Raw genomic sequence first — 24,474 nt, 5'->3', positions numbered from 1 at the left:
ATCTGATTTTGAGGGACGTCGCCTTCCATGGCTGAAGCTCTGCGTGTTGGAATTGCCGGACTTGGCACGGTCGGTGCTTCGGTGGCGCGGGTGCTGCGCGACAAGGCGGCCGAGCTGACCCGGCAATGCGGGCGCGACATCGTCGTGTCGGCGGTTTCGGCGCGCGACCCGGAACGCGACCGTGGCGTCGATGTCAGCGCCGCAAAATGGTTCGACGATCCGGTCAAGATGGCGCAGACGGCCGAGATCGACGTGTTCATCGAACTGATCGGCGGCGACGAGGGGCCGGCGCGCCTGTCGGTGAAGGCCGCGCTCGAAGCCGGCCGCCACGTCGTCACCGCCAACAAGGCGCTGCTCGCCAAGCATGGCGTGGCGCTGGCCGAGATCGCCGAGAAGAAGGGCGTGCTGCTCAACTACGAGGCGGCGGTGGCGGGCGGCATTCCCGTCATCAAAACGATGCGCGAGGCGATGGCCGGCAATTCGGTCAATCGCGTGTTCGGCATTCTCAACGGCACCTGCAACTACATCCTGACCCGCATGGAGGCCGAAGGCATCTCGTTCGATGCCTGCCTGAAGGACGCGCAGCGACTGGGTTACGCCGAGGCCGATCCGACCTTCGACATCGAGGGTCACGACACCGCGCACAAGCTGTCGATCCTGACCAGCCTTGCCTTCGGCACCAAGATCGCCGCCAACGACATCTATATGGAAGGCATTTCCAACATCACCCAGGCCGACATCCGCGCGGCCGGCGATCTCGGCTACCGGATCAAGCTGCTCGGCGTTGCTCAGCGCACCGAAAGCGGCATCGAGCAGCGCGTGCATCCGACCATGGTGCCGACCGCTTCCGTCATCGCGCAGGTGCATGGCGTCACCAATGCGGTGGCGATCGAGACCGACATTCTCGGCGAATTGTTGCTTTCAGGCCCCGGCGCCGGCGGCAACGCCACTGCCTCGGCCGTCATCGGCGACATCGCCGACATTGCCAAGAGCCGGCCCGGCTTCCAGCATGGTCCGGTCTTCGGCCTGCCGGCGAAGGAGCTCAGGCCCTACAAGAAGGCTCAGATGCGCAGCCATGCCGGCGGCTACTTCATCCGGCTGACGGTGCATGATCGCATCGGCGTCTTCGCCGCGATCGCCAAGCGCATGGCCGACAACGATATTTCGCTGGAATCGATCGTCCAGCATGCTGTCAGCGGCGAGGCGGCGGCGCAGAAGACGGTGATCCTCGTCACCCACGAGACCACCGAGGCCGCCGTGCGCAAGGCCGTCGACGGCATCACCAAGGACGGTCACCTGACCGACAAGCCGCAGGTCATCCGCATCGAGCGGGCAGGGTAGCTTCGTCCCGGGGTAACAATCCCCGCCGGCCTTTCGGTCGACCCGATGGCGATCAGCCCCAACTGGGCGGAACGAATTCGTTGCGGCGCCGTTCTCTTGGTCAGCAACCAAGGGAGCCGCTTCATGGCCGATACCAACAAGTCCGACACCCCAGCCATCGACGATATCCAGAAAACGCTGGAAAAGCAGATCGCTGAACTGCGCAAGGAGATCACCAAGATCAACAAGAGCATTTCGGCAAGGGGCGCGGAAATGCTCGATGATGCCAGCGAACAGGCTTCGGATTTTTATGAGACGGCTTCGGCACGCGCGTCGCGCACAGCGCAGCAGTTGCGCAGTCAGGCCCAGGCGGTTTCGGAAGTTGCGCGAGAAAACCCGGGCACGACGACCGCCGTGATCGGCGTGATCGGCCTGCTCGGCTTTCTGGCCGGGATTGCCGTCGGCCAGTCGATGAGCAACGACACGTCGCGCCGCTGGTATTGAGTGCGCCGGCCTTGAGCCGGGTTTGCCGGCTCGTCTTCCCGTTTCAGGAAATCATTTGAAGGAGGGCGTCGTGGCTTCATCCGTGTTGATCGGCATCCTGATCACATTCCTTGTCATTATTCTCGTTCTCTATCTCGTGCAGCGCCTGCCGCTCGACGCCAGGATGCGGCAGATCGTGCAGGTCATCGTCATCATCATCGGCATCATTTCGCTGCTCAGATATCTCGCGGTTTTCTAGATCGCGAGAGCCACCTTTTTTGCTTCTTCAAGGCGGCCCGGTCGTTTCCGACCGGGCCGCGATCGTGTCGGAAATGCGGTTCAATCGATTGATATTGCTGGCCTTTCGATAAAACGTTCGGCAGGTCTTGCCGTTGTCATGCTCGTTTGACAAAACAGGCCCGCCTCCGGCGGGAGGCGTATGCCAACGAGGATTTGCCGAACATGAATGTGGCCCAGAACATCGTCGCCGGCCTTGACCGGATACTCACCATGGAACTGGTGCGCGTCACCGAAAGGGCCGCCGTGGCCGCCGCCAGGCTGCGCGGCCGTGGCGATGAAAAGGCTGCCGACCAGGTCGCTGTCGACGCCATGCGCCAGGAGCTCAACCGCCTTGCCATCAAGGGTACGGTGGTGATCGGCGAGGGCGAACGCGACGAGGCACCCATGCTTTATATCGGCGAGGAGGTCGGCACCGGCAAAGGACCGGCAGTCGACATAGCGCTCGATCCGCTCGAAGGCACGACGATCTGCGCCAAGAACCTGCCCAACGCGCTTGCCGTCATCGCCATCGCCGAAAAGGGCAGTCTGCTGTTCGCGCCAGACGTCTATATGGACAAGATCGCCATCGGTCCGGGCTATGCCGAAGGCGTCATCGACATCGACGCGTCGCCGGCCGAGAACATCGCGAGTCTGGCGCGAGCCAAGGGCGTTGCGGTTTCCGACATCACCACCTGCATCCTCGACCGGCCGCGCCATGCCAAGCTGATCGATGCCGTGCGCGCCACGGGAGCGGCGATCCGGCTGATCGGCGACGGCGATGTCGCCGGCGTCATCCACACCACCGACCCGGAGGAAACCGGCATCGACCTATATCTCGGCACCGGCGGTGCGCCGGAAGGCGTGCTGGCCGCGGCCGCATTGCGCTGCACCGGCGGCCAGATGCAGGGACGGCTGATCCTCGATACGCCGGAGAAGGTCGCGCGCGCCGCCAAGATGGGCATTTCCGATCCGAAGCGGGTCTACCATGCGGAAGACATGGCGCGCGGCGACGTGCTGTTCGCGGCCACCGGCGTCACCGACGGCAATATGCTGGCCGGCGTCAAGTTCGGCCGCACCTATATCACCACCCACACCATCGTGCTGCGCTCGTCGTCACGGACCGTCCGCGAGATCAAGGCGCGGCACCAGGATCTGGATAAGTTCTAGGCCTCCTTGCGAAGCCGCACCGCAGTTGCTAGCCCTTGGCTGCATCTGAACCCTGGCGGCGCAAGGATTGACGATGAATGCGTTCGACTGGCACGCGGATCCGATTTCGCGTGCCACGCCCATCACGAAATCCTATCGCAACACCCAGAATGTGCGCCGCTTTTTCACGCGCGAATGCGGCGATACGTTCAGGTTCGATCGGACTTTCATGGCCTGGCTCAAGGACGGCCGGGAAAAGACGATGGGGGACGCGGCCGACGAATGGATCCGGTGCCAGGCTGAAAAGCGGAAAGCGTAGTTTTCTTGAACTCTCCTGCGACGCCACCCGCCGCGAACCGCCTGGTTCTGCCTGTCTTTGGCCCTAAAGCGCGTCGCGTTCACGCGCAGCACGTTAGGCTGTTGTTCGCGCATGTCGTTAAGCCCAAAACCGCTGCCCATTTTTGGGCGACATGCTCTATCCTGCAGCCAACCATGAATTGGCAAAGCGCATAATGGGCGAAAGGCGCCTATTCCTCGATGTCAGGCAGTCGGCGACCGGTCTCTCCTGGGAGCACCGGCTGACCGAACGGCAGGACATGGTCGCGCTTGCCATCGCGCAAGGTCATGGTGTGCCCGACATCGTCGCGCGCGTTCTGGCCGGACGCGGCGTTACCGCCGACGAGACCGAGCGGTTCCTCGATCCGACGATCCGCGACCTGTTGCCCAATCCGGCGTCGCTGACCGACATGGACAAGGCCGCCACCCGCATCGCGGCGGCGGTGATGGCGAGGGAAAAGGTAGCGATCTTTGGCGACTACGATGTCGACGGCGCCGCCTCGTCGGCCTTGCTGAAGCGGTTTCTGGCGCATTTCTCCATACCGTCGGAAATCTATATTCCGGACCGTATCTTCGAGGGCTACGGCCCCAATCCCGATGCCATGCGAGAACTCGTCTCGCGCGGCGCCACGCTAATTGTCACCGTCGATTGCGGCACCAACAGCGCCGTGTCCGTCGATGCCGCCAACGAAGCTGGCGCCGATGTCGTGGTGCTCGACCACCATCAGGTCGGCGGCGCGTTGCCGGCGGCGATTGCGGTGGTAAATCCAAACCGTGACGACGATCTTTCCGGGCAGGGGCATCTGTGCGCTGCCGGTGTCGTCTTCCTCGCCCTGGTGCAGACCGCGAGAATCCTGCGTGGCCTGAGCGATGTCGCACCGCCCGATCTGCTGTCGCTGCTCGATCTCGTTGCGTTGGCGACCGTTTGCGACGTGGTGCCACTCACCGGCGTCAACCGTGCCTTCGTCGTCAAAGGGCTGCAAATGGCGCGCCAGCAGAAGAATGAAGGCTTGGCCGCATTGGCCCGGGTATCGCGCATTGGCGAGCCGATCAGCACCTTCCATCTCGCCTATCTGATCGGGCCGCGCATCAATGCCGGCGGGCGCATCGGCGATGCAGCACTTGGCAGCCGGCTGCTCGCGACGGACGATCCGGTCGAGGCGCGGACCATCGCTGAGACGCTCGACCGGCTGAACCAGGAGCGGCAGTTGATGGAACAGGAGATGCTGGCCGCGGCGCGTGCCGAAGCCGATGCCGAGCTTGCCGGCGGCAACGGCCCGGCGATCGTCGTCACCGCCAGCAACAACTGGCATCCCGGCATTGTCGGCCTGCTCGCCTCGAGGCTGAAGGATCATGCGCGCCGGCCGGCTTTCGCCATCGCCTTCAACGCTGTGGGCATCGGTACTGGTTCGGGCCGTTCAGTGTCGGGCTTCGACCTCGGCCGGCTGGTGCGCGAAGCCGCCGATGTCGGGCTGATCGTCAAGGGCGGCGGTCATGGCATGGCGGCCGGCATCACGGTGGAGCGCGCCAGGCTGGGCGAACTCAGGGCGTTCTTCGAGGAACGGGCGGCTGCCGACGTGTTTCGGCTGCAGGACGAGGAGAGCCTGGCGATCGACGGCGCGCTGGCAGCCGAAGGCGCGACGCTCAGCCTGCTCGACGCGCTGGAAAAGGCCGGCCCTTTCGGCGCCGGCCACGTCGCGCCGGTTTTCGTGCTGCCGCGCCATAAGCTCGCCGACGCCCGGCCGGTCGGCACCAACCATATACGCTGCGAATTGCAGTCGGACAGCGGCGGCCGCATCCAGGCGATCGCCTTTCGAGCCGTTGATACGGTGCTTGGTGAATTCCTGTTCAAGAACCGGGGCAAGAGCGTGCATGTCGCCGGCTCGCTGTCGGGCAATTACTGGAACGGCAACCGCACGGTGCAATTCCGGATTGTCGATGCGGCGCGGGCGTAGCTGCGCCCCCGGGGCCACAGCATTCAGCTGGCCGGAGCGTAACGCATTAGCGTCACGTCCTGGGGCAGGCTTTCCGTGCCAAGCGGTTTCAGCGTCAGCGACAGGCCGGACTGGAAGTACGGCTTGCCGCCCCCCCAGCACGACCGGGTGCATGTACAGCCGGTATTCATCGATAAGCCCTGCTCGTGCCAGACCAGCGGCAAGGTCTGCGCCGCCGAGGATGACGAGGCCATCCGTCTCTGACTTGAGCGATCTCACCGCGGTCTCGGCATCGCCATTCACCAGCCGGGCATTGGGCCCGACCTGCCGAAGCGTGGTCGAGAAGACGATCTTCGGTGTCTCTCGCCAGGCGCGGGCAAAGTCCCGCTCGACCTCGGTCGCACCGGTCTCGCGGTCTGGGCTGTCCCAGAAGCGCATCGTCTCGTACATCCGCCGCCCAGCAAGTACGACTGAGGCCCGCCGCATCATGTCATTGAAATGCTGATGCAATTCTGTCTCAGGCACCGGCAGTGCGATGTCCTCGTCCGATCGGGCGATATAGCCGTCCAAAGAGGTGAGCATGGAATAGACGATTTTGGCCATCGGTGTGCCTCCGTATAGTAGGCACAGACCAGCATAACCAATTGCGTTTTGAAATCGGTTATGCTGGTCATGGCGGATCGCCGCCGCGCTTCAAAGAGCGGCATCGCTCCGTCGATGGGACGCAATGCACGGTGTTTTTCAGAGGGTAGCTGGCCTCAGGCGAGAACGGTCTGCAGCCGGGTCAGTTCGCCGATCTGGGCCATCGTCGCCTGATAGCCGAGTTGGATTGCCTCGTCGGCGCGATGGAATTCGGTGAGGCCGATATGGCTGAGCTTGGGCTGCAGCGACATGTCGGGCGGATCGCCGGCCAGCCTGGCGCGCGAAATGCGGTCCTGGATGATGTTGAAGGCCTCGACCATGACACCGGTGATGCCGAGGCGGGTCTGATGCGACTGGTGCTCGGCGTCGACACGGCCGGCGCGCGGCGCGTCCTTTTCGACAACCAGTTCGCCGGCGCTGTGTTTGATCACGGCGGCGCGGCCGAACAGGTCGTAGTGAAGGTTGACCGCCACGACGAGCGGCTGCTCGTAGGCGCGGCAGACCGATACCGGCACCGGATTGACCAGCGCGCCGTCGACCAGCATGCGGCCGTTGCAATTCACCGGCTCGAACACGCCAGGCAATGCGTAGGACGCGCGCATTGCCGTGATCAGCGAGCCGTGCGACAGCCAGATCTCGTGACCGGTGCGGATTTCCGATGCGACGCTGACGAAGGGTTTTGGCAGGTCCTCGAACCGGACGCCCGCCACATGCTCGCGCAGACGGGCATCAAGCTTCATGCCGCCGAACAGGCCGCTGCCGCGCAGATTGAGATCGAGCAGGCCGAAAATGCGCCGCTTGGTCAGGCTGCGGGCGAACTCTTCCAGCTCATCCAGTTTGCCGGCGAGATAACAGCCGCCGACCAGCGCGCCGATAGAGGTGCCGGCGATCATCGAGACTTCGATGCCGGCTTCATCGAGCGCGCGCAGCACGCCGATATGAGCCCAGCCTCTGGCGCAACCGCCGCCCAAAGCGAGCGAAATGCCTGTTTTCTTGGGAGATTTCGTTTCGGACGCGCCGCCGGAAGAGGTCAGGCCGTTGGCCTCCCTGACATCTGGTCTGCTACGCAATGACGCCCACTCGAGCATCATGATCTCCCTTGTCCCAACATCATTCATATCAGAAGGATGTTTGAGAATAGTGAACATGTGTGGTTTGTGAATATGGAATGGTTCACAGAGGCTTCCGATACGTGACTTCCGCATCGAACAGCGGCTTGCTGCCGTCGTCAACAAGCGTTCCCTTGCCGTCGACAATCCCCACCGTCCGATAAAAGCATGAACGCCGGCCGGTGTGACAGGTTGCGTCGTGGCCCAACACTTTGACGCGCAGCCACAATGCATCCTGATCGCAGTCGGTGCGCATCTCGACGACATGTTGGAAATTGCCGGAGGTTTCGCCCTTCTTCCAAAGCGCGTTGCGCGAGCGCGACCAGTAGTGGGCGATGCCGGTTTCCAGTGTCAGCGCCAAGGCCTGCGCATTCATATGCGCGACCATCAGCAGCATGCCGTCTTCGGCATCGGTGACGACGACGGTGACAAGGCCGGCGGCGTCGAAGCGCGGCGAGAACACCGCGCCTTCCTCCAAGGCCCTCTTGTCTGATGGAGTTCTGGGAAATTCCAGTGCCGACATCGCCGGTGTATCTTCCTGTTTGACCATAATCTCTGGACAAACGTTTTCGTTTGTCCGCGAAAACCGATCCGCGTTTGTCGGGATCATGGCCTAGCGATATCGGCCTAGACGTTATGCCCCGCCGCCGCGAACCATGGTGACGAAACGAACCTGCTCCTCGGGCGTGTCCTTGAAAACGCCGGTGAAGGTGGAGGTGAGGGTGGTGGAGCCCTGCTTGCGGATGCCGCGCATGGCCATGCACATGTGCTCGGCCTCGATCATGACGGCGACGCCGCGAGGGTTGAGTACATCCTGGATGACGCCGGCGATCTGCGCGGTCAGTGCTTCCTGCGTCTGCAGGCGATGGGCGAAGATATCGACGACGCGCGCGATCTTGGACAGGCCGACGACCTTGCCATCCGGCAGGTAGCCGACATGTGCCTTACCGATGATCGGCACCATGTGGTGCTCGCAATGCGAATGGAACTGGATGTCCTTGACGATGACGAGATCGTCATAGCCGGCGACCTCCTCGAAGGTGCGGCCGAGTTCCTCTGCCGGGCACATGTCGTAGCCGCCGAACATCTCGCGGTAGGCCTTGGCCACGCGCTTGGGTGTGTCGATCAGCCCCTCGCGGTCCGGATTGTCGCCGGTCCAGCGCAGCAATGTGCGCACGGCGGCCTCGACCTCGGCTTCGCTCGGCCGGTCGGTGACCGGCTTTTCCATGTAGGCGGCCTGGGGCATGAGTTTCTTGATGACGGCATCCATAAAAGGCGTCTCCCGTAGTTCCTCTCCAAGGAGGAACGAGTTGAACGGACCACGACCTTTCGGTGTCGGAAACTCGCCCCGTTTCCAGCCCCGTAAGCGGCGTGAACTTCCCGGCCAGGACAGTGGCGCTCATCGCCTTGTCGTTACCGGACTGCCAGCATTATATAAGGTCGTAGCGAGCGAAAGGAAGACGCAGCAGCGGCAATCGCTGTTCGCTTGGCGGCGACGGATTGGAAAATAATGATCAACGATGTCTACAACGCGAAAATTCTCGGTTTTGCCGGAAACATCGCCCGCATCGGCCGGCTCGATCATCCGGACGCGACCGCCAAGGCGCATTCCAAGCTGTGCGGTTCGACCGTTACCGTCGATCTCAAGATGGCGGACGGGGTGGTCACCGACTTTGCCCATGACGTGAAGGCCTGCGCGCTCGGCCAGGCGTCATCCTCGATCATGGCGCAGCATGTCGTTGGCGCGAGCGCCGAGGAATTGCGCATGGTGCGCGACACCATGCTGAAGATGCTGAAAGAGAATGGCGCGCCGCCGGAAGGGCGCTTCGCCGACCTCAAATATTTGGAGCCGGTGCGCGACTACAAGGCACGGCATGCCTCGACCATGCTGACCTTTGACGCCGTGGTAGACGCCATCAGCCAGATCGAGAAGAAGCGCGCCGAACAAGCGGCCTGATCTTGCCATTTTCCGTTCTCGCGATGCGCGGACTTCGCGGCAGCCCGCGACACCGACCCTTCCGTGGCGTGGTGTTCGTCTGGTGCCTTGCCGGCGCACTCATGTCGGGCTGCGGCGCGAGCCGGGCCGACGTGGCAGTCGCGCGGGATATCAACGACTATCTCATGAAGGCCATCCAGCCCTGTTGGGCCACCCGGCACAGGACACAACGGGCGGGCCTCCGGCAGTCGGGATAAAACGACATCGACAAGTTTCTCGAAAAACACAAGCAGGCAAAGTAGCGGGGGCCTCGGCCCGGGACCGGCCTAGACCTTTGCTTCCAATGTCTGTCTGCTTTCAGCAAATTCACTTCGGACCCAGTCGGCGAACGCGGCGGCCGGCTCGGAAAGCTCCTCCAAGCTCCTGGCAACAAGCCAGTAGCCGCCGGATGCAACGTCGATGTCGAACGGCTTGATCAGTGCGCCGGTTTCGAGCTCGTTGCCGATCTGCAAGAGATCGCCCAGCGCGACGCCATGTCCGAGCAGGGCGGCCTGCTTTGAGAGCGATATATCCGCCAGCAGCGGCCCCCGCGCGGGCACGGCATCGGCCGGCACGCCGGCGGCTTCGAACCAGCGCGTCCAGCCCTGGCGATTTTCCTCATGCAAAAGTGTGTAGCGGGCAAGGTCGATTGGCTTCTCGAGGGGAGGGCCCGAGGCGAGCAGCGCCGGCGACAAAACCGGTGAATCGACTGTGGAGGCAAGCCGCTCTGCCTGGCTGCGGGGCCAGGAAGTTGCGTTGGCGCTGAAGCGCAAGGCAAGCTCAGGTTGATCGCTGCGGAATTCGATCAGCCTGGCATCGACTTCGAGGGACACGTCGATATCGGGCCGCAGCTGGCGAAACCGGTTGAGCCGAGGCACCAGCCAGACGGAGGCAAGCGACGGGAGAAGTGGTGCAAAACAACGAACCCTGAAAACGTGTGGAACATCAATGTGTTAAGGCGATCTCTCGGCACCGTTAGCGTTATCAAAGAGCGTTCAAAGGAGATAATATCGCTGTACGAGAGCGGCCTGGGGCAGAGTCGGATTGCCAGGATGATTGGAATAGGAGCAACTTCAGTCCATCGCGTCCTAGTCGCATCGGGCATCGAAAGACGGCCGACAGGTGGCCAGAAGAAACGACACTCATAGTAGTGCTTCTGCAGGAATGTGTCGAGATTTGGCACCGAATTCAAATGCAGCGTCGAACGAAACGAATCCTTTGGCCACTGGCTAGCCGGAAATGACTTAAGTCCGCCAAACCCAGGCATCCGATGTACGCTATGTGATTGGCTGCTTTCCTGCGAAACCACACAACAGGCGGAGTTACGTCGAGGTGCGATCGACGGGGCTCCATCAACAAGATCGAGGCGAAAGGCATTCCAGACGTCATGCTGAAAGGTCACTTTTCAGTTTCCCATTTTCGGACCGATATATTTTTTGTGGGGGGCGGCGGTCCCGAACCGCCTTGCCCATTGGCTTGACCTCCCCCGGGGACTATCCAAACTGAGTCTCAAAGGGATGATGGGGGAATTGATACCAGCGGGTTTACCCACATGGGTCCAGTGGCACAGTAACAGCACTTGTGGCGGCCGCTGTGGATCGTCGCTTATCGACAGTGGCGAACCGCCCGTGAGAAGCTAGTCCTAGACCTTTTTGATCGCCGTTTCGATTTCTATGCCAAAACGAAGGAGGCGATCGAACAACTTCTCGGAAATCCGCAGGTCTTTCTGGGGGGCACGTAGGGAAAGCGGGTTGGAACCCATCAAATTAATGTCTCGGCTTGGGCCAATTCCTGTTTGGTGATGACGTGGTGAGATGCACGAGTGTACAGCGCGATGGTCAATTTACGGTTGGGGCACACGATGTCATCGATGGACGACGCATCGAAGGACTGGTCTCAGGTGATCCACCAAAATTTCAAAGTCGTGACTGCCTTCTACGATGAGTTTCCGGAGATCGCCGCGCCCTATATGCGCATGACGCAGAAGCTGTAGGCTACCGCCGACGGACGCTAGGAGGGCCGATGGTCGAAGGTGAATTCCACGTCGTGGCGCATTGCCCCGTCTGCGGGGTGCCTGCGGAAGCCTGGCTTGACGAAGTGCCCGCTCCGGACCTCACTGCCGAGTCTGCGGCCGACGCGATCTCGACCGGAGATATCGAGCTCGAATGTGAGACCTGTGGGAACGAGTTTCCGGTAACTGTCACGGCTCATTTGTTCGGAAGATGGGAAGCACATCTAACCGACGATCCCAAGACGAAGGTCGAAATCGAACGCCTCGACTATTCCTACGACGACTGGCTCGAGGACATGGAGCCGGAGCCTCATCCTCGCGAGATATTCGACGCGGCAATTGGCGAATGGTTCAATCTACTTCGCGGAATGGGCGATAGGAAATCCGGGGCAGCCGGCATCAACCGAATGCTACTCGTCCAACTGTTTTCGATCCTCGAGGCGTACCTCTCGGACGCTGTTATCAAACTCGCCTTCGATGATTTGAAAGTCGCCAAAGCGATCGTCGAAAGCCATCCTGAACTGAAAAAGCAGACCGTGACCCTGATAAAGGTGGCCTCAGAACCGAACTTCGTGCGTGACACGGTAATCGCGCAGCTTCGGCAGACTCAGTTCCACCGCTTTGAGTTTCTAAACGGGATACTACACAAAGCTATTGGCCATTATTTATTGCCAAAGGAAAAGGTGATGCGTGACCTGGTCCTTCTGTCTGTCCAAAACCGTCACCATTGCGTTCATCGAAACGGCCGTGACGCTGATGGCAATACCTTGGACAGCCTCACTATAGATTACCTAACCCAGTTAGCTGGATGCTTCATGGCGATGGTTGCAGACCTGGCACCGGCCATCGAAGAGCTGGAGGCGAAACGCAACTTAAGTCTAGATGTACCTTGGTGACTTCGGGCGAGCGAAACCCTGATCACGCGCGGTGCATTGGCTGTGGTGGGGCTTGCAGAAGGACCGGAGATTGCACCAAGCCAGCCGCAAGTGGGGGAAACTGCGGACGCTGAGGATGTGGTCGACTTCATTGGCGCGATCGACGCACAGCCAGGATGCGAGCACTTGGGGTGCGCAGCCAGGATCCAGGCCGCACGGGCGCCGTCTTCCTCAATCTGTGCGACGGTCTTGGGTGCCGCGCTCATATGGCGATCTCCGGCACGCCGGCATCGGTGAGGAGCTGGTAGAGCTCGGCGACATTGTTGCGCGCACCGCGTTCCTGGCAGAACGCGAAGATGGCGCGCTGCTTGGCGCGCGAGAGGGCGACGAAGAAGGCCGCTACTCCCTCGGGATCTCCGGGAACATGCGCCCACCAGGCTTGGTCATCGAGGCCAACAAACACGATCGTGTCATATTCCAATCCCTTGCTTTTGTGCACGGTCATCATCGGGATCTGGTTGACGCCCTCGAAGGCGTCGAGACATGCGGTCCAGTCGGGGGCGCCATCGGCCGACGCGAAGAAATGCAGGCAGAAGGCCTCAAGGATGATTTGGAGGAGGTCACCGACACCGTATTCGGCATAGGTTCGGGCGATGGCTGCCAGATCGAGATATTCAAAGACTCGCGTCGCGAAGTCAGCGGCACTATTCCGAGAGGGAGCAGTCGCCGCCATTTCGGCGCGAAGCGCGGCAAGGAAGGCGGTCAGATCTGCCTCGACCTTCGCCGCGCCGATGTCGTCGTCGGCTACGACCGCCCGGAGCGCCAGAACTTCGGACGAGGCCAACTGCCAGGCCGCAGGCGCGCGGCGTGTCGCTCCGAGGCGGAATATTGCCATCGCGAGGCGACAGAGGTCGTCGGAGAGGAGATCCTGAAGCGAGGTTTTCCCGAGAGCGTGGCTCTCGTTGCGGACGCGCAGGCCATCCGCGACATCTTGATGTCGGTCAATGCATCCCGGCTTCGCCCCCGCATAGTGGAGGATGACGAGTTTTATTTTCGATCGTCTATCGCGTTTCATCGTTCAAGGATCGGTCAATGATCAGGTTCGCTATTGTTTTCGAGCTGGCAGGCTTGTTGGCGTCACTGGCCTCAGCATCGCAGGCGCGCCCTCTCAACTCTTCGGAGCGGGCGGAGTTCGCGAGGGACTTCTCCGTCGGATGCATGACAGGACCGCACATCAAGTCGATGATCGAGAGCCTTGGCGGCAAGAATCGCGAGCGACGCGAGTACTGCGACTGCGCAGGCAGTTATTTTGCCCGGAAACTGACCATCGAGCAGGCGTCCAATTCCAAATCCGTCGCGCCTTCACTGCACGCTCAGGCTCGCGACTACTGCGTGAAGAAGTTGTTTGGTGGAAACCGGAAAGCAAAGTAGTCGGCCAGGGCGCTTTCGGCCAGGTTGGAAACTTAGCTATTTCCGCCATGGTCGATTCACGAGCGGCTACGGCGCTGCGCCCTCGATTGAGGTTGAACTTCAGTGTCACGCCCGGCCGCCGATGTTCTGGGGACTGTCAGGAATTCCGTGTGCGGGCGGGCATAATGGGTAAAAAGGATTCCCACTATGACCCGACGCAAAGAACCTGCGATACCGAATGATCTTCTCGACCAGCTTCTGGCAGGCGGGGCAGCCAGTGCTGCCTTCGAACAGGGCGGCCTGCTGGATACGCTCAAGAAGGCTCTGACCGAGCGCGCGCTGAACGCGGAGATGGACCATCATCTGGCGAGCGGCGAAGACGCTGGCAACACGCGCAACGGTTATGGCCGCAAGACGGTGACGACCGAGACCGGCAAGCTGGAGATCGATGTTCCGCGTGACCGCCAGTCGAGTTTCGATCCGCAACTGATCGCCAAGTACCAGCGCCGTTTTCCCGGCTTTGATGACAAGATCGTGTCGATGTACGCGCGTGGCATGAGCACCCGGGAGATCACCGGGCACCTGCGCGATCTGTACGGCATCGATGTGTCTGCGGACCTGATCTCAACGGTGACGGACGCCGTGCTCGACGAAGTCGCCACCTGGCAGCAAAGGCCGCTCGATCCGATTTACCCGCTGGTCTTCTTCGATGCGATCCGGGTCAAGATCCGCGATGAAGGGATGGTCCGCAACAAGGCCATCCACATCGCACTGGGCGTGCGCGCCGATGGTGCAAAGGAGGTGCTGGGCCTGTGGCTCGAGCAGAATGAAGGCGCCAAGTTCTGGCTGCGGGTGATGAACGAGCTCAAGAACCGCGGCACGGAGGATATCCTTCTGGCCGTCGTCGATGGCCTGAAAGGCTTCCCGGACGCGATCACCGCTGTGTTCCCGGAGGCGATCGTCCAGACGTGCATAGTCCATCTGCTGCGCAACTCGATGGACTTCGTGTCCTGGAAAGATCGCAAGAGCCTCGCCGGCGCACTCAAGGAAATCTACCGCGCCGTCGATGCCGATGCCGCCGAAAAGGCGCTGGCGGCGTTCGAGGCCGGCCCCTGGGGCCTGCGCTATCCCGCCATCGGCCAGAGCTGGCGGCGCGCCTGGGCCGAGGTCATTCCATTCTTCGCGTTCCCTGACGACGTCCGCCGGATCATTTACACGACGAACTCAATAGAGGCGTTGAACTCGAAACTTCGACGGGCTGTCAGGGCCAGGGGCCATTTCCCCAGCGACGACGCGGCGACCAAGCTGCTCTATCTGATCTTGAACCGATCCGAGAAAGAGTGGAAAATGCCGCCACGTGAGTGGACCATGGCCAAGGCCCAATTCGCTGTCATCTTCGGCGAGCGCTTCATCAGGGCAATGGCTGCATAATGTTCAACAGCCCGCCCGCACACGGAATTCCTGACAGTCCCATGTTCTGGGTCACAACATGAAGTGTTCCCGCAGACACGTTGAGGTCGAACGGAGCGAAACATTCTGCGATCCGAAGCCAGAAGCCTTCGGGTCTGGCGCTCCGCATCACGGCCACAGATATGCCCCAACTGAGCGACACGTTGCTTGAGCAACGTGTCGCGAATGTTTCTGCCCGCCATACGCCTTCGGTCGATTGCTTCGGTCCGAATGATGACGCCGCGCTTCCCTGCGGACCGGCGGTGCTATCGGCCTTGCATCACTCGCGTGTCCTGCGGGCTGTGTGTTACGATGTCCTCGTAGCTCAGGCGGCCATTGGCGATACCGTTGATGAAGCGCGTGCAATAAATTCTTGCGACATTGCTTCTCGGACTGACATTCATCTTCTTCGCCCAGAAGACCTTGTGGTCGGCTGACCATCGATTTGACTCGCGGTAGCAGCCGTCGATGGCGTCGCGCCTCATTGCAGGGCTGCCGCGCAAGAACTCCTGCTCTTTCGGATAGAAGCTCTCCTCTGACTCGCACCCGGCCAACGCCGCAGAAATGACGATCGCTGAAACGATAGAGACCAGTCCCATTTTCCTCTCCCTTGCCGTCGACACGAGTTGCTTTGAATCGGCGTCCACGACATCGTGACCCGTTCCGCCCCGCATGCGGCATCTGAAGAGCGCAACGAGCGATGTCTTGGCGATATGGAGGGTGACAAGCTACCTGCCTTGCATGAGGCGAATAAACCGCGGGCTTAGTGTCCTCATGTCCTCGGAGGTTACGCGGCCACTGGCGATACCGTTGACTGCTCGCGTGCACCAGATTCTTGCGATATTGCTTCCGGCCCGGACGTTGAGGCTTTTCGCCATGTTTCTCGCCCACTCGGCGTCGTGGCCGGCCAAGGTCGGCCTTATGTGGCGGTAGCACTCGTCGATGGCATAGCGCTTCATGGCAGGGCTGCCGCGCAAAAGCTCCTGTCCTTGCCGATAGCCGTTCTCCTCCGACACGCACCCGGCGAGCGTCGTAGAGATGACCATTGCTGAAATGATAGAGGACAGTCTCATTTTCCCCTCGCTCGCCACCAATTCTAACGGTATGCGCCTTTTTTTCGACTTATAAGAAGAGAAGCAGCAAACGCCCCGCTACTGCGCGTGTTTGGCGACCAGCTTGGCGAGCAGCTGATCTTCTTGCACGTTCCCAGCCTTGAACTCGTTGACGATGTCCAGCGTCAGAACCTCAGCCTTGTACGACTTGGGTGCGTACCCGAGCTTCCCGCGGAGCTGGTTAAAAACCCTCTGCATCATCCTCACGTCCTCAAGCGAAACTGAAGAGAGGAATTCGCGCGCGACCATTCGAGCGGCCTTGCGTCATCTCAAACAGGGCACGGGATTGGCTGCTTGAACCCCTTGTAGCCCTTCACGGGACAGTCGCAGTTGGGGTCGAACTTCCCTAGCGGTTCATGTCGCTTACACCCGAGTTCTGTCTTATAGGCATGGTTTGGAGGGGGGCCATAGCAGCTTTCGCTCACGCATCCGCAAAGCGTCAGGCCGAGTGCGGATAGGACGAGGACTTTCATGTGTAACTCCCGACTGTCGACAACACATGCGATCGCTTGTCGCATGTCGCAGGAGCGGCGAATTTGTCGAATATCAAATCTGCTAAAGTTTAATCGTGTCTCCTCCGCCTTGTACCTGCCCGCACGGCGTTAGTAGACCGCAACATGCCGAACTTGACTTCCATCTTGTCGTCGATGGAACGGCTAGAGGACTGCGGCTGCTAGCTGGGGGCCAGCGAGGGGGCCAGCCCGCACTTCAGAATGCGAACGAGAGTCCGTAGCGGTATCTTCTCCGACATCGGACCTTACGGCCGTGCCGACCTCGGACACACAAACACCTTCAGCGCGGCGAGCAGCGCCTTCGGATCGGATCGAGCCTGGTAGACCGGCGGAGGTGCCGGGCCGCGTTTGAGAAGGATGTAGATCGCTTCCCATGCCGCGCGAGCGGAATACTCAATGGTGAACGCCACGTCGCGCGACAGCTCTACGTACTGGCCAAGGAGACCGAGATTGGTCGCGCCCTTCGGAACCGGAGGAGGGCGGTCGGAGTGCGGCATCCAGATGTTGTTTGCGTAGGGTAGATCGCATGGGATGTAGATTGACGTTTCAATGATCCGGTCACGGTTCCGATCGAACTGCAGTTGCCGCAGCACTTCCTCCAGGATCTCTTTGCCGGTGCATTGGTCCATGCGCTTCTGCACGTATTTCCCGGTCATTTCCGGAAGCAGGCCGTAGCCCCACCAAAGGTAGGTGCCGTCCGGCTGGCCGATGATTTCGGGCTGATGGAAGACCGAAAGCGACAGGACCCAGGGCGAGTCGATCAGGCTCACCAGCCCGCCGCGTCCTGTCTCTCTGCCCGTTAGCGCATGGCGGATGCGCGCCCGGAGTTCGGCAATCCCGCCGCGTTCTTCGGCGATGCGCATGTGCCCAACTCGCACTGGGTGAGCTTCACGGTCACGACGACTGGCACGGAATTCCTCGACGTCCGCGACGTCGGCCTCGCACCGTCGCTCGACCATATCACCGTCATCCAGCTGGATTATGAATGGGACGGCATGGCGACCTCGATTGTGGTGGCGCCGGAGGACATCGTATTGCTGACCTTCGGATCGCAGGCCGTCGACATGTCAGTCGGGTCGATGACCGCGCCGCCGCCGCGGCAGCGCGAAGGACGCTCCTGGGCGCTCTGGAAGCGTTGTACCCGCTCTGCGCGTCGCCGCCCAGAAAAAAGCCGCCGCCCATCTGGGCATCGGCCTCGTAGATCGTGATGTCGGGACGGGCACGCCGGCGTGGCGGATGAGATAGCCGGCCGCTGCCAGTCCTCCAAAGCCGCCACCGACGATATGGGCCTTCATCGATCCAGCCTCTGGATTACCTTGCGCTCGTCTTTAAGCATGCTCAACGTCGAAAAAACGAGTACCCTTCCTGCGCAACGGCACATTTCCTCACTTGGCCATACGGTCCATCGCGCGTCTGAGCTCTTCAAAGACCGGAACTGCCAGGCCATGGACCGGAAACCAGAACTTTCCGTTGTCGGTAGATACGAGAATGTTGCCTGAGTTGCCCGATGCCCAGATCGTCGGTCCAGCCGTGATGGCGAGCGAATAGATCGTCAGCCAGTTCTGCGGAATCCCTTCGAAGCGCTGGAGGTGCCAGCATTCTCCGCCATCCGTGGTGGCGAATATCATCCCGTGTAGGCCGGCTGCCCAGCCGTGCGAGCTGTCGGCAAATCTAACCGCATTGAGCCTGACTTCGTCGACTGGAAAGTGAGGTGGAAGCTGTATCGTCTGCTGGTGCCAGGTCTTTCCGCCGTCGTCCGTGCGCATTACGAGGGCATCGTTGCCCACAACCCAGCCGGTTCGCTGATCGACGAAATGGATGGCGCGGAAGCGCTTGCTAGCGTCGTGAAACAGCAAGGTCCAATTCTCGCCGGCGTCAGTGGTTCCGGCAATCTCCCCGCCAAGACTGACCGCCCACCCGTTCGATCCGACAAACTGGATTGCATTGATCGGACTTGCCGCTGGCGTGCTTTGTGGCGACCATGCCCATTGAGAGATTTCACGACGGTAGATTGCATTTGGCTCGTCGCCGGCGACCCAGCAAGTGCGTGCCGCATCGCAGAATACGGCATCCGGAACGTGAAAATATGCGAGCGGAGATGTCTCCCAGTTCTCACCTCCGTCTCGGGACTCGAGAATACCTGCCGGACCGACAATCAGGCCGAACCGGTCATCGGCAAAATGCATGCTTCGAAACATCCCGTCTTCGGGCGTGAGACCGGGCACCCACGCGTCAACCAGCCGGGTGTCGGTCCAGGTCACCCCTCCATCGGACGTCCTGTGGAAGCGTCCGTTCCAGTCCATTGCCCATCCTAGCGCTGAACCATTGAACTGGATCGCATGCAGATACTCCTGGTCCCGCTCGCTCTGCGGCTTCAGTTTCTCAAGGGCCGGCGCAGCCGCAGCGAGGACCTCCGACTGCTGCTGTTTCGACAATGCGCCAAAGCGAGCCAGCGTCTCATGTGCGGTCTCGCGCATTGTCGCCAGGTCCGACTTGCGCTGCTGCATGGTGGCCGCCGCCGCCTCGGCTGGTCCCCAGGGGCGCTTTCTTCGCGCTGCATCGAACAGTGTCGCCTGCACCCAGCTGCCGATCGCGGCGTCGGCGCTCGATTGCGGCTGGGAAACGCAGGGCTTCGGCTCGCCCGCATGGGCGTTGCTTGAGGTCAACATGAGAATGATAGACGCGATACGTGCGAATGAAGCGTTTGTCAGACGAGACATTGACTGATCTCCCACCAAACGACGCATGCTGCTCTTTTTTTGCGCGCGGGTGATTGATTCACGTCAATGAAGTGGAGCCAAGGTTCGGCAGGATAGCCGCCGCAAACCGGAGACTACTTGCACCATGAATGCCGCAGTCAGACTTCTACTGGCTGCCCTGCTTGTGTCGGATACTGTTCCGGAGCGCATATGTCTGCGGAGAACGCGCGGGCGACGCCATCATGCCCGGTCATCTACCGTATCTGACTGCGGGGCTTCTGGGTGCTGCCGCCGGTCGGGGATAACAACGCATTGACCCCCTATGGGATCCTTCCTTTGGCGACGGTGCTGCTCATGACATCGGGGCAGCTTCCATGTTGGCGTCCATTTTCCTGATCCTCGTCGGGATGCCTGGCGCCGCGCGATTTGACCCGCGTCAAGGCGCCGGCATCGGAGAGGCAGGATTGTCGCGGCGACAACCGGAAGGGACCCACTCATGGATGCCCGGATTGGATTCGTGGCGGCGGCCCTGCTTTTGTTGGGGGCCACCCAGCAGTGCATGTCTGCGGAGAACGCGCAGGCGAGGCCATCATGCCCCGTAATCTACCCCGATCGCATCTGGCTACGAGGATTTTCGGTGCAGCCGCCCGTTGGGGACCGGTGGTGCCGGGCTTCTCTCAACGCCGGCAACTGGGCTTTGCTCTATTGGAGAGAGAGCGGCTGGGAAAGCGAGACCGGCTGGGAACGTCCGCCGAGGGCGCGGGATCGTACCCATGGCTTCTTGATGTGGGCGCGTCCGGATGAGGTTGATGGCGGTGTGCCGAACTCGATCGCGCAGCTGACGAGTTTCGCCAAGAAATGGATAGGCGCGGGCGGAATCAGCGTTGTCCAGCTTTCCGGCAAAACCCGGCTGACGCTGAAGCGGCTGCCCGGGGCCACGTTGAAACGCGGCCGCGCTGAGCGGGACGACAGTCTGGGAACGCAATGCGTCCGCTATGACCTGGAGTTCGATGAACGGAACAACAAGCTGTTCTCGGGCAATGTGGTAACGTACGAAACGATCGGCTTTCTCTGCCTGGATCTTCTGCATCCCGATGAAGTGATCGACCTCAGTTTTTCGGAGTGGTTCGTCAAGGATGAGCCACCCGCAGTCTCGTTGATGAAAAGCCTCGAGCCGGAGGCCGACTCATTCGTTCGCAGCCTTTGGATCGACAGGCCAAGTGATGCCGCAACGGTCGAGCGCTACACGGCAGCTGCCGACGCGGGATCGGTCCAGGCGCAGTTCGGCTTGGCTTTGCATTTCCAGCTAAACGGCCAGTTTGTCGATGCCGCAAAGGGGTTTCGCGTTGCCGCGGAGAAAGGCCATCCAGGAGCCCAGAACAATCTCGCCGCGATGTACGCGGAAGGCAAAGGCGGCCTGCCGCGTGACGCAGCGCTGGCCGCCCACTGGTTCCGCCTGTCTGCCGAGCAAGGTGTTCCGGAGGCGCAGTACCGGCTTGCCGGACTCTACTTCTCAGGAGACGGCGTTGAGAAGGATGCCGCCGAGGGAATGAAGTGGCTGCGCCGCGCGGCCGACCAGGGATTACCGATGGCGCAGATTAGCTTCGGGAAGAGGTGTCAGGAAGGCGACGGCGTGCAGTCGAATCCGGTTCGCGCCTATATCTGGCTCAAGCTCGGGCTTTGGCGAGCTACGGACGCTGACGAGCGGAAGCTCGCAGAGGAACTGCTCAAGAAACTAACCGTGGCACTGACGCCGAACCAGGTCGTGTATGCGGAACGGCGTGCGGCAGCGTGGAGGCCGGGCCAGGAATAGAAACGGTACTCGGTTGGCCGATGGAGCCTGAGTCCTTAGCGGCCATCGGCCGATTCGTCTTTCAATTCCCTGCAGCTCCGATTGACGCGTATCAAGGAGCGGGCGCCGGAGAGGCCGGCGGAAAACGGTTTGGGTATCCCGGAGAAGCCAGGAGAGCAGTGCGTTTGTCAGCGATCCGGAGGGAAATGCGAACGGTCTTTATCATTTCTGCGATGGTCATTTGCGCAGCGCTGCTGGATGCGAGGTGGATGGCGTTAAATCCGACCGCTCCAGCGTCGAGATCCGCCATTTGGGTTGCGCTTGGGTGACTTCGAAATCAGTTGTTGTGGTCACTCGGCGCGAGTGACCGATGAAACAGCGCCGATTGGTGGGCCGTCAAGACTTGCCCCTGGGTAGGTAATGGGTTGCTGGTCGCCAGTGCTCATTATTGTTCGTATTATTCGCCCACTCGGCCGTGCTGCCTTTTTTGCTGGCACAGAAGAATAAGTTGTTTGGCAGCGCAAAATTTCGCGCCTACCGAATAGGCGCGGCCGATTTGCATCTTTCCGTAGTTTATGCGCTGCCGGCGATACCAATGAGATCGCCACTACTGATAAAAGAGACGACTTAAACGCGACATTTCTCCCAGCGGTTCTTTTGTCCACCTAAAAGATCATGTCAGTGAACGTAATAATACCAGTTGGATATGCGTTGACCGAAATTAAAGCGCGAGAAATTTGCACGAAACGGCAGCTTTGGAATTTTAGCAATTCTTGATATGGGACAAATCCACCGCTCCGGCCACGTCCGACAAGCGCCCACGCAATGTTGGTCAGGAGTTAAAGATGATGAAATATCTCGCCTTTGCTGCGCTTGGACTGGTCCTTTCGGGATGTGTCAGCGAAAGCTGCAAAGGCCCTCTCAGAACCATCCCTGCAAGATGGAACGGGACTGCAAGCTTCACGAACCTCGCGGGAAATGTGCCCAGCCTGCGATTGCGCCATTAAGGGTTACAAGAACTTTAAGCAACCGATCCTGTGCATTAGTCTCAAATCATCGAAGAAGCTCCGCGCTACCATCCGTCTGCACTCCGTGATTCACACTGGACAGGGTATTGGCGGGCTGAAGCCCTTGTAACCCTTTGCGGGGCAATCGCAGTGGGGATCAAACTTCCCAAGGGGTTCGCGGCGCTTGCACCCGCGTTCCGTCTTGAAGGTATGGCCGGGAAGGTAAATGCATGAATTCTCGCTGACGCAGCCGGCGAGCACCAAGCCCAGCGAAGCGACTAAGAAGACTTTCATTTGCTTTGCTCCTGACAGATCGACAATAACGAAAGCGCTTATGGCATGTTGTCGAATCAACCCCTTTGTCCGAGATCAAATCTCTGATGGCGGCAGCCGGAGAGAGCCAAGGCTATCATCCTCACGACGTCACAAAAGCTATATAAAATAGATACTTAGCGGATGCATTCCGGCCATCCCTCAAACCCAATCACCAGATAAGTCGGGCTTTTTCTCATTATGTTTGATCGAGCCTTGCCCGGATGTTGGCTGCGGCTTGTACCGTGACGTCCGGGACTTAGCGGTCCAGCGCGGTCACAATGGCAAGAACACCTTGGTCTTCCTCGATGGTCACCCTGTTTGGGTCGCCACGAACGGCACTGCACTGCCTTGAAGCTGCATAATTCGCCTGCAGGAGTCAGCTATTGTTGAGAGGAATTCCCGCCGACGTTATCATTCCAGCTCAATGTCGGTATATCGCTCTTATCCCCGACTTACGCTGGGTTTGTCGGCCTCTATCTGCGAAAGCTTTGTCCGTTCCTCGTCCAGCAACTGCAAAAGCATCTTCCGGGTCGCGAGGTCGGATTCCGTCTCCAGCCTCTCTTCGAAGTGCTTGATGTTTTCCAGGTGCACAAACTCAGCGTATCTGTGCGGCATCAGCCCCCCTCGACGAACCGAAACGTGCCTTAGGCACCTTTAAGTCAGCGGCGCCTAGGTGCATAAGCGCCTCGGAATGGTGACGGTTGAGTACACGTTGCTCCGATCGCGCAAAGCTGCGCTTACGCGCAATTTGTGCCCCGACGAGGTTCGGCGTCTGCCCGGTACCGTGCACAGCCATTTCTTGAGTGCGACTATGTGGCTTTGCTTGCCATTTTGATACGCGCACAGCCTACTTATTGCCTCATCGCCGGTCACGATAAGGCTTCGACGACTGAGAGTTAGCTGCGCTCCCGCCTTTTCCAGGAGAGCGCCATGGTAACCCTCTCGCCAAATCATTCATTGTCGTCGCTGACGCCGGAAGCGTTCGAATTTCTACGCCCTCACCTGAGAACCGTAGAATCGGTGCAAGGAGCCGTCCTGGTCGAAGGCGGCGGCGAGATTTTCAAGCGTATTTTCCCCATGGCGGGATCATTTCCATGGTGGCGAGGCTCGAAGCGAGCAGGTCAGCCTGTTTGATCCTCATCAAGGCCACAACCAGCTCATCCAGGCAGTCTGAAACCGGAGGGCTTTCGTTCTGGAAAGGTGCGACAATGAACGACAATATTTTACGGCAGAACATCATCGATGAATTGGAGTTTGAGCCCAGCATCGACGCGGCCAATATCGGCGTCGCCGTGGACAACGGCGTGGTCACGCTAACCGGTCATGTTTCGACCTTCGCCCAGAAGGCTACCGCGGAAAATGCGGCACTTTCCGTCAAGGGTGTGAAGGGCCTTGCGCAGGAAATCGAAGTGCGGCCTTACGGTTCAAATGTCACCACAGACGAGGAGATCGCCAAGCGTGCTCTCCACACCATCTCCTGGAACACGGTAATTCCCGAAGGAGCTGTTCAGGTCAAGGTCCAGAATGGCTGGGTAACCCTGACTGGAAAGGTCGACTGGCAATACCAGAAAGCCGGCGCTGCCAACGCCATTCAATATTTGGCGGGCGTACTCGGTGTCTACAACAACATCGAGGTGAAACCCCACGCGTCAGTGTCTGATGTCAAGAAGCGCATCGAAGATGCACTGAAGCGCAATGCCGAAGTCGAGGCGAAGGCAATAAATGTAACCGTGTCCGACGGCAAAGTCCGGCTCGACGGCAAGGTGCATACCTGGGCCGAGCGGAGTGCGACGGTAAGGTCCGCCTGGGCCGCGCCCGGGGTTCACCTGGTCGAAGACCGCATTATGATCGCGTGAAGTGATTTGGATGTTAAGGGAAGCGAAACATGCCGCTTCCCTTCTTCTTCTGCAGGCCTGACGGCAGTGTGGAGCGTCGCCACTCGAAAGGTCGGCACAACCTTGAAGCTAACCGACAGCCTCGATCCAGGTCCTGGATTGGCACGATCGAAGTGAACGTCGTGTTCCACCGCTGGTTTCGCGAGCGGAGAATCTTATCGACTCGGATTCGG

23 protein-coding genes and 2 pseudogenes are annotated in these 24,474 nt (G+C 60.4%); 15 read left to right on the top strand and 10 right to left on the bottom strand.

All coding sequences use genetic code 11. The features are described 5' to 3' along the window. The first annotated feature begins 27 nt into the window (after window positions 1-27). The 6 genes from ACVILI_RS21355 to recJ all read left to right on the top strand — a co-directional run bounded on the left by ACVILI_RS21355 (window position 28) and on the right by recJ (window position 5,519). Window positions 28-1,341: a homoserine dehydrogenase gene (locus tag ACVILI_RS21355; protein ID WP_038647182.1), complete on the top strand. Its 1,314-nt coding sequence runs from the start codon at window positions 28-30 to the stop codon at window positions 1,339-1,341. Window positions 1,342-1,464: 123 nt separating this feature from the next. After that, a complete protein-coding gene (locus tag ACVILI_RS21350) occupies window positions 1,465-1,824 on the top strand; it encodes a hypothetical protein (RefSeq protein WP_038652824.1) in 360 nt (119 codons plus the stop codon). A gap of 70 nt (window positions 1,825-1,894) precedes the next feature. Further along, window positions 1,895-2,062, top strand: a complete 168-nt coding sequence (locus tag ACVILI_RS21345; protein ID WP_080643948.1) for a Thivi_2564 family membrane protein — start codon at window positions 1,895-1,897, stop codon at window positions 2,060-2,062. A 203-nt stretch (window positions 2,063-2,265) separates the two neighbouring features. Continuing rightward, a complete protein-coding gene (gene glpX, locus ACVILI_RS21340; protein WP_019858467.1) occupies window positions 2,266-3,249 on the top strand; it encodes a class II fructose-bisphosphatase in 984 nt (327 codons plus the stop codon). Between the two features lie 73 nt (window positions 3,250-3,322). Next, window positions 3,323-3,547 carry a DUF6434 domain-containing protein gene (locus ACVILI_RS21335; RefSeq protein WP_457102592.1) on the top strand — a complete coding sequence of 75 codons (225 nt, stop codon included), beginning with the start codon at window positions 3,323-3,325 and terminating at the stop codon, window positions 3,545-3,547. 193 nt (window positions 3,548-3,740) lie between these two features. Continuing rightward, window positions 3,741-5,519 (top strand): single-stranded-DNA-specific exonuclease RecJ, encoded by a 1,779-nt coding sequence (gene recJ, locus ACVILI_RS21330; RefSeq protein WP_276315474.1) that lies wholly within the window; start codon window positions 3,741-3,743, stop codon window positions 5,517-5,519. A gap of 171 nt (window positions 5,520-5,690) precedes the next feature. On the opposite strand, the pseudogene ACVILI_RS21325 reads toward recJ, so the two are convergent. The 4 genes and pseudogenes from ACVILI_RS21325 to folE form a co-directional block, all read right to left on the bottom strand. Further along, window positions 5,691-6,080: pseudogene (locus tag ACVILI_RS21325) on the bottom strand (dihydrofolate reductase family protein); the annotation flags it as partial. Window positions 6,081-6,256: 176 nt separating this feature from the next. Then, a complete protein-coding gene (locus ACVILI_RS21320) occupies window positions 6,257-7,228 on the bottom strand; it encodes a patatin family protein (RefSeq protein ID WP_027046896.1) in 972 nt (323 codons plus the stop codon). A gap of 85 nt (window positions 7,229-7,313) precedes the next feature. Next, window positions 7,314-7,772: a phosphoribosyl-AMP cyclohydrolase gene (gene hisI / locus ACVILI_RS21315; RefSeq protein ID WP_038652821.1), complete on the bottom strand. Its 459-nt coding sequence runs from the start codon at window positions 7,770-7,772 to the stop codon at window positions 7,314-7,316. A 111-nt stretch (window positions 7,773-7,883) separates the two neighbouring features. Then, complete coding sequence (gene folE, locus ACVILI_RS21310; RefSeq protein ID WP_019858459.1) at window positions 7,884-8,519, bottom strand: GTP cyclohydrolase I FolE; 636 nt, start codon at window positions 8,517-8,519, stop codon at window positions 7,884-7,886. Between the two features lie 240 nt (window positions 8,520-8,759). Here folE and ACVILI_RS21305 point away from each other — a divergent pair, with 240 nt between their 5' ends. Further along, window positions 8,760-9,206 carry an iron-sulfur cluster assembly scaffold protein gene (locus tag ACVILI_RS21305; protein ID WP_019858458.1) on the top strand — a complete coding sequence of 149 codons (447 nt, stop codon included), beginning with the start codon at window positions 8,760-8,762 and terminating at the stop codon, window positions 9,204-9,206. A gap of 305 nt (window positions 9,207-9,511) precedes the next feature. On the opposite strand, the pseudogene ACVILI_RS21300 reads toward ACVILI_RS21305, so the two are convergent. Then, window positions 9,512-10,126 (bottom strand): annotated as a pseudogene (locus ACVILI_RS21300) (LysR substrate-binding domain-containing protein); the annotation flags it as partial. A 968-nt stretch (window positions 10,127-11,094) separates the two neighbouring features. On the opposite strand from ACVILI_RS21300, the gene ACVILI_RS21295 reads away from it, so the two are divergent. Together ACVILI_RS21295 and ACVILI_RS21290 are read left to right on the top strand one after the other, a co-directional pair. Continuing rightward, a complete protein-coding gene (locus tag ACVILI_RS21295) occupies window positions 11,095-11,217 on the top strand; it encodes a hypothetical protein (RefSeq protein WP_276315473.1) in 123 nt (40 codons plus the stop codon). A 29-nt stretch (window positions 11,218-11,246) separates the two neighbouring features. Next, on the top strand, window positions 11,247-12,131 hold the full coding sequence (locus tag ACVILI_RS21290; RefSeq protein WP_069090417.1) for a hypothetical protein: 885 nt from the start codon (window positions 11,247-11,249) through the stop codon (window positions 12,129-12,131). A 241-nt stretch (window positions 12,132-12,372) separates the two neighbouring features. Here ACVILI_RS21290 and ACVILI_RS21285 read toward each other — a convergent pair whose 3' ends face one another. Continuing rightward, a complete protein-coding gene (locus tag ACVILI_RS21285) occupies window positions 12,373-12,618 on the bottom strand; it encodes a 3'-5' exonuclease (RefSeq protein WP_276315479.1) in 246 nt (81 codons plus the stop codon). 75 nt (window positions 12,619-12,693) lie between these two features. Between ACVILI_RS21285 and ACVILI_RS21280 the strand changes: the two genes are divergently transcribed. The 3 genes from ACVILI_RS21280 to ACVILI_RS21270 all read left to right on the top strand — a co-directional run bounded on the left by ACVILI_RS21280 (window position 12,694) and on the right by ACVILI_RS21270 (window position 14,951). Next, a complete protein-coding gene (locus ACVILI_RS21280; RefSeq protein WP_240565022.1) occupies window positions 12,694-13,206 on the top strand; it encodes a hypothetical protein in 513 nt (170 codons plus the stop codon). Further along, entirely contained in the window at window positions 13,203-13,541 is a 339-nt protein-coding gene (locus ACVILI_RS21275; protein ID WP_038647176.1) for a hypothetical protein, read from the top strand. Before ACVILI_RS21280 ends, ACVILI_RS21275 begins: the two co-directional genes overlap by 4 nt. 186 nt (window positions 13,542-13,727) lie before the next feature. After that, window positions 13,728-14,951, top strand: coding sequence for an IS256 family transposase (locus tag ACVILI_RS21270; RefSeq protein ID WP_038649879.1), 1,224 nt, complete (start codon window positions 13,728-13,730; stop codon window positions 14,949-14,951). Between the two features lie 284 nt (window positions 14,952-15,235). Here the strand turns inward: ACVILI_RS21270 and ACVILI_RS21265 are convergent, their stop codons facing one another. The 3 genes from ACVILI_RS21265 to ACVILI_RS21255 all read right to left on the bottom strand — a co-directional run bounded on the left by ACVILI_RS21265 (window position 15,236) and on the right by ACVILI_RS21255 (window position 17,456). Then, on the bottom strand, window positions 15,236-15,568 hold the full coding sequence (locus ACVILI_RS21265) for a hypothetical protein (protein ID WP_141700873.1): 333 nt from the start codon (window positions 15,566-15,568) through the stop codon (window positions 15,236-15,238). A 552-nt stretch (window positions 15,569-16,120) separates the two neighbouring features. Next, window positions 16,121-16,330 carry a hypothetical protein gene (locus tag ACVILI_RS21260; protein WP_038647170.1) on the bottom strand — a complete coding sequence of 70 codons (210 nt, stop codon included), beginning with the start codon at window positions 16,328-16,330 and terminating at the stop codon, window positions 16,121-16,123. A 508-nt stretch (window positions 16,331-16,838) separates the two neighbouring features. Beyond that, complete coding sequence (locus tag ACVILI_RS21255; protein WP_038647168.1) at window positions 16,839-17,456, bottom strand: oleate hydratase; 618 nt, start codon at window positions 17,454-17,456, stop codon at window positions 16,839-16,841. Here ACVILI_RS21255 and ACVILI_RS21250 point away from each other — a divergent pair. Further along, complete coding sequence (locus ACVILI_RS21250) at window positions 17,400-17,801, top strand: oleate hydratase (protein WP_069090415.1); 402 nt, start codon at window positions 17,400-17,402, stop codon at window positions 17,799-17,801. The two genes, ACVILI_RS21255 and ACVILI_RS21250, sit on opposite strands and share 57 nt — an antisense overlap. 177 nt (window positions 17,802-17,978) lie before the next feature. Here the strand turns inward: ACVILI_RS21250 and ACVILI_RS21245 are convergent, their stop codons facing one another. Beyond that, window positions 17,979-19,313, bottom strand: coding sequence for a WD40/YVTN/BNR-like repeat-containing protein (locus ACVILI_RS21245; protein WP_457102591.1), 1,335 nt, complete (start codon window positions 19,311-19,313; stop codon window positions 17,979-17,981). Window positions 19,314-19,788: 475 nt separating this feature from the next. On the opposite strand from ACVILI_RS21245, the gene ACVILI_RS21240 reads away from it, so the two are divergent. Together ACVILI_RS21240 and ACVILI_RS21235 are read left to right on the top strand one after the other, a co-directional pair. Then, window positions 19,789-21,105 carry a tetratricopeptide repeat protein gene (locus ACVILI_RS21240; protein ID WP_051726817.1) on the top strand — a complete coding sequence of 439 codons (1,317 nt, stop codon included), beginning with the start codon at window positions 19,789-19,791 and terminating at the stop codon, window positions 21,103-21,105. 2,509 nt (window positions 21,106-23,614) lie between these two features. After that, window positions 23,615-24,262, top strand: coding sequence for a BON domain-containing protein (locus ACVILI_RS21235; RefSeq protein WP_240565021.1), 648 nt, complete (start codon window positions 23,615-23,617; stop codon window positions 24,260-24,262). Window positions 24,263-24,474 lie beyond the last annotated feature (212 nt).

The organism is Mesorhizobium sp. USDA 4775, from assembly GCF_054062655.1.
The sequence above is the reverse complement of the archived record's forward strand: the minus strand, read 5'-3'. Positions and strand labels throughout refer to the sequence as shown.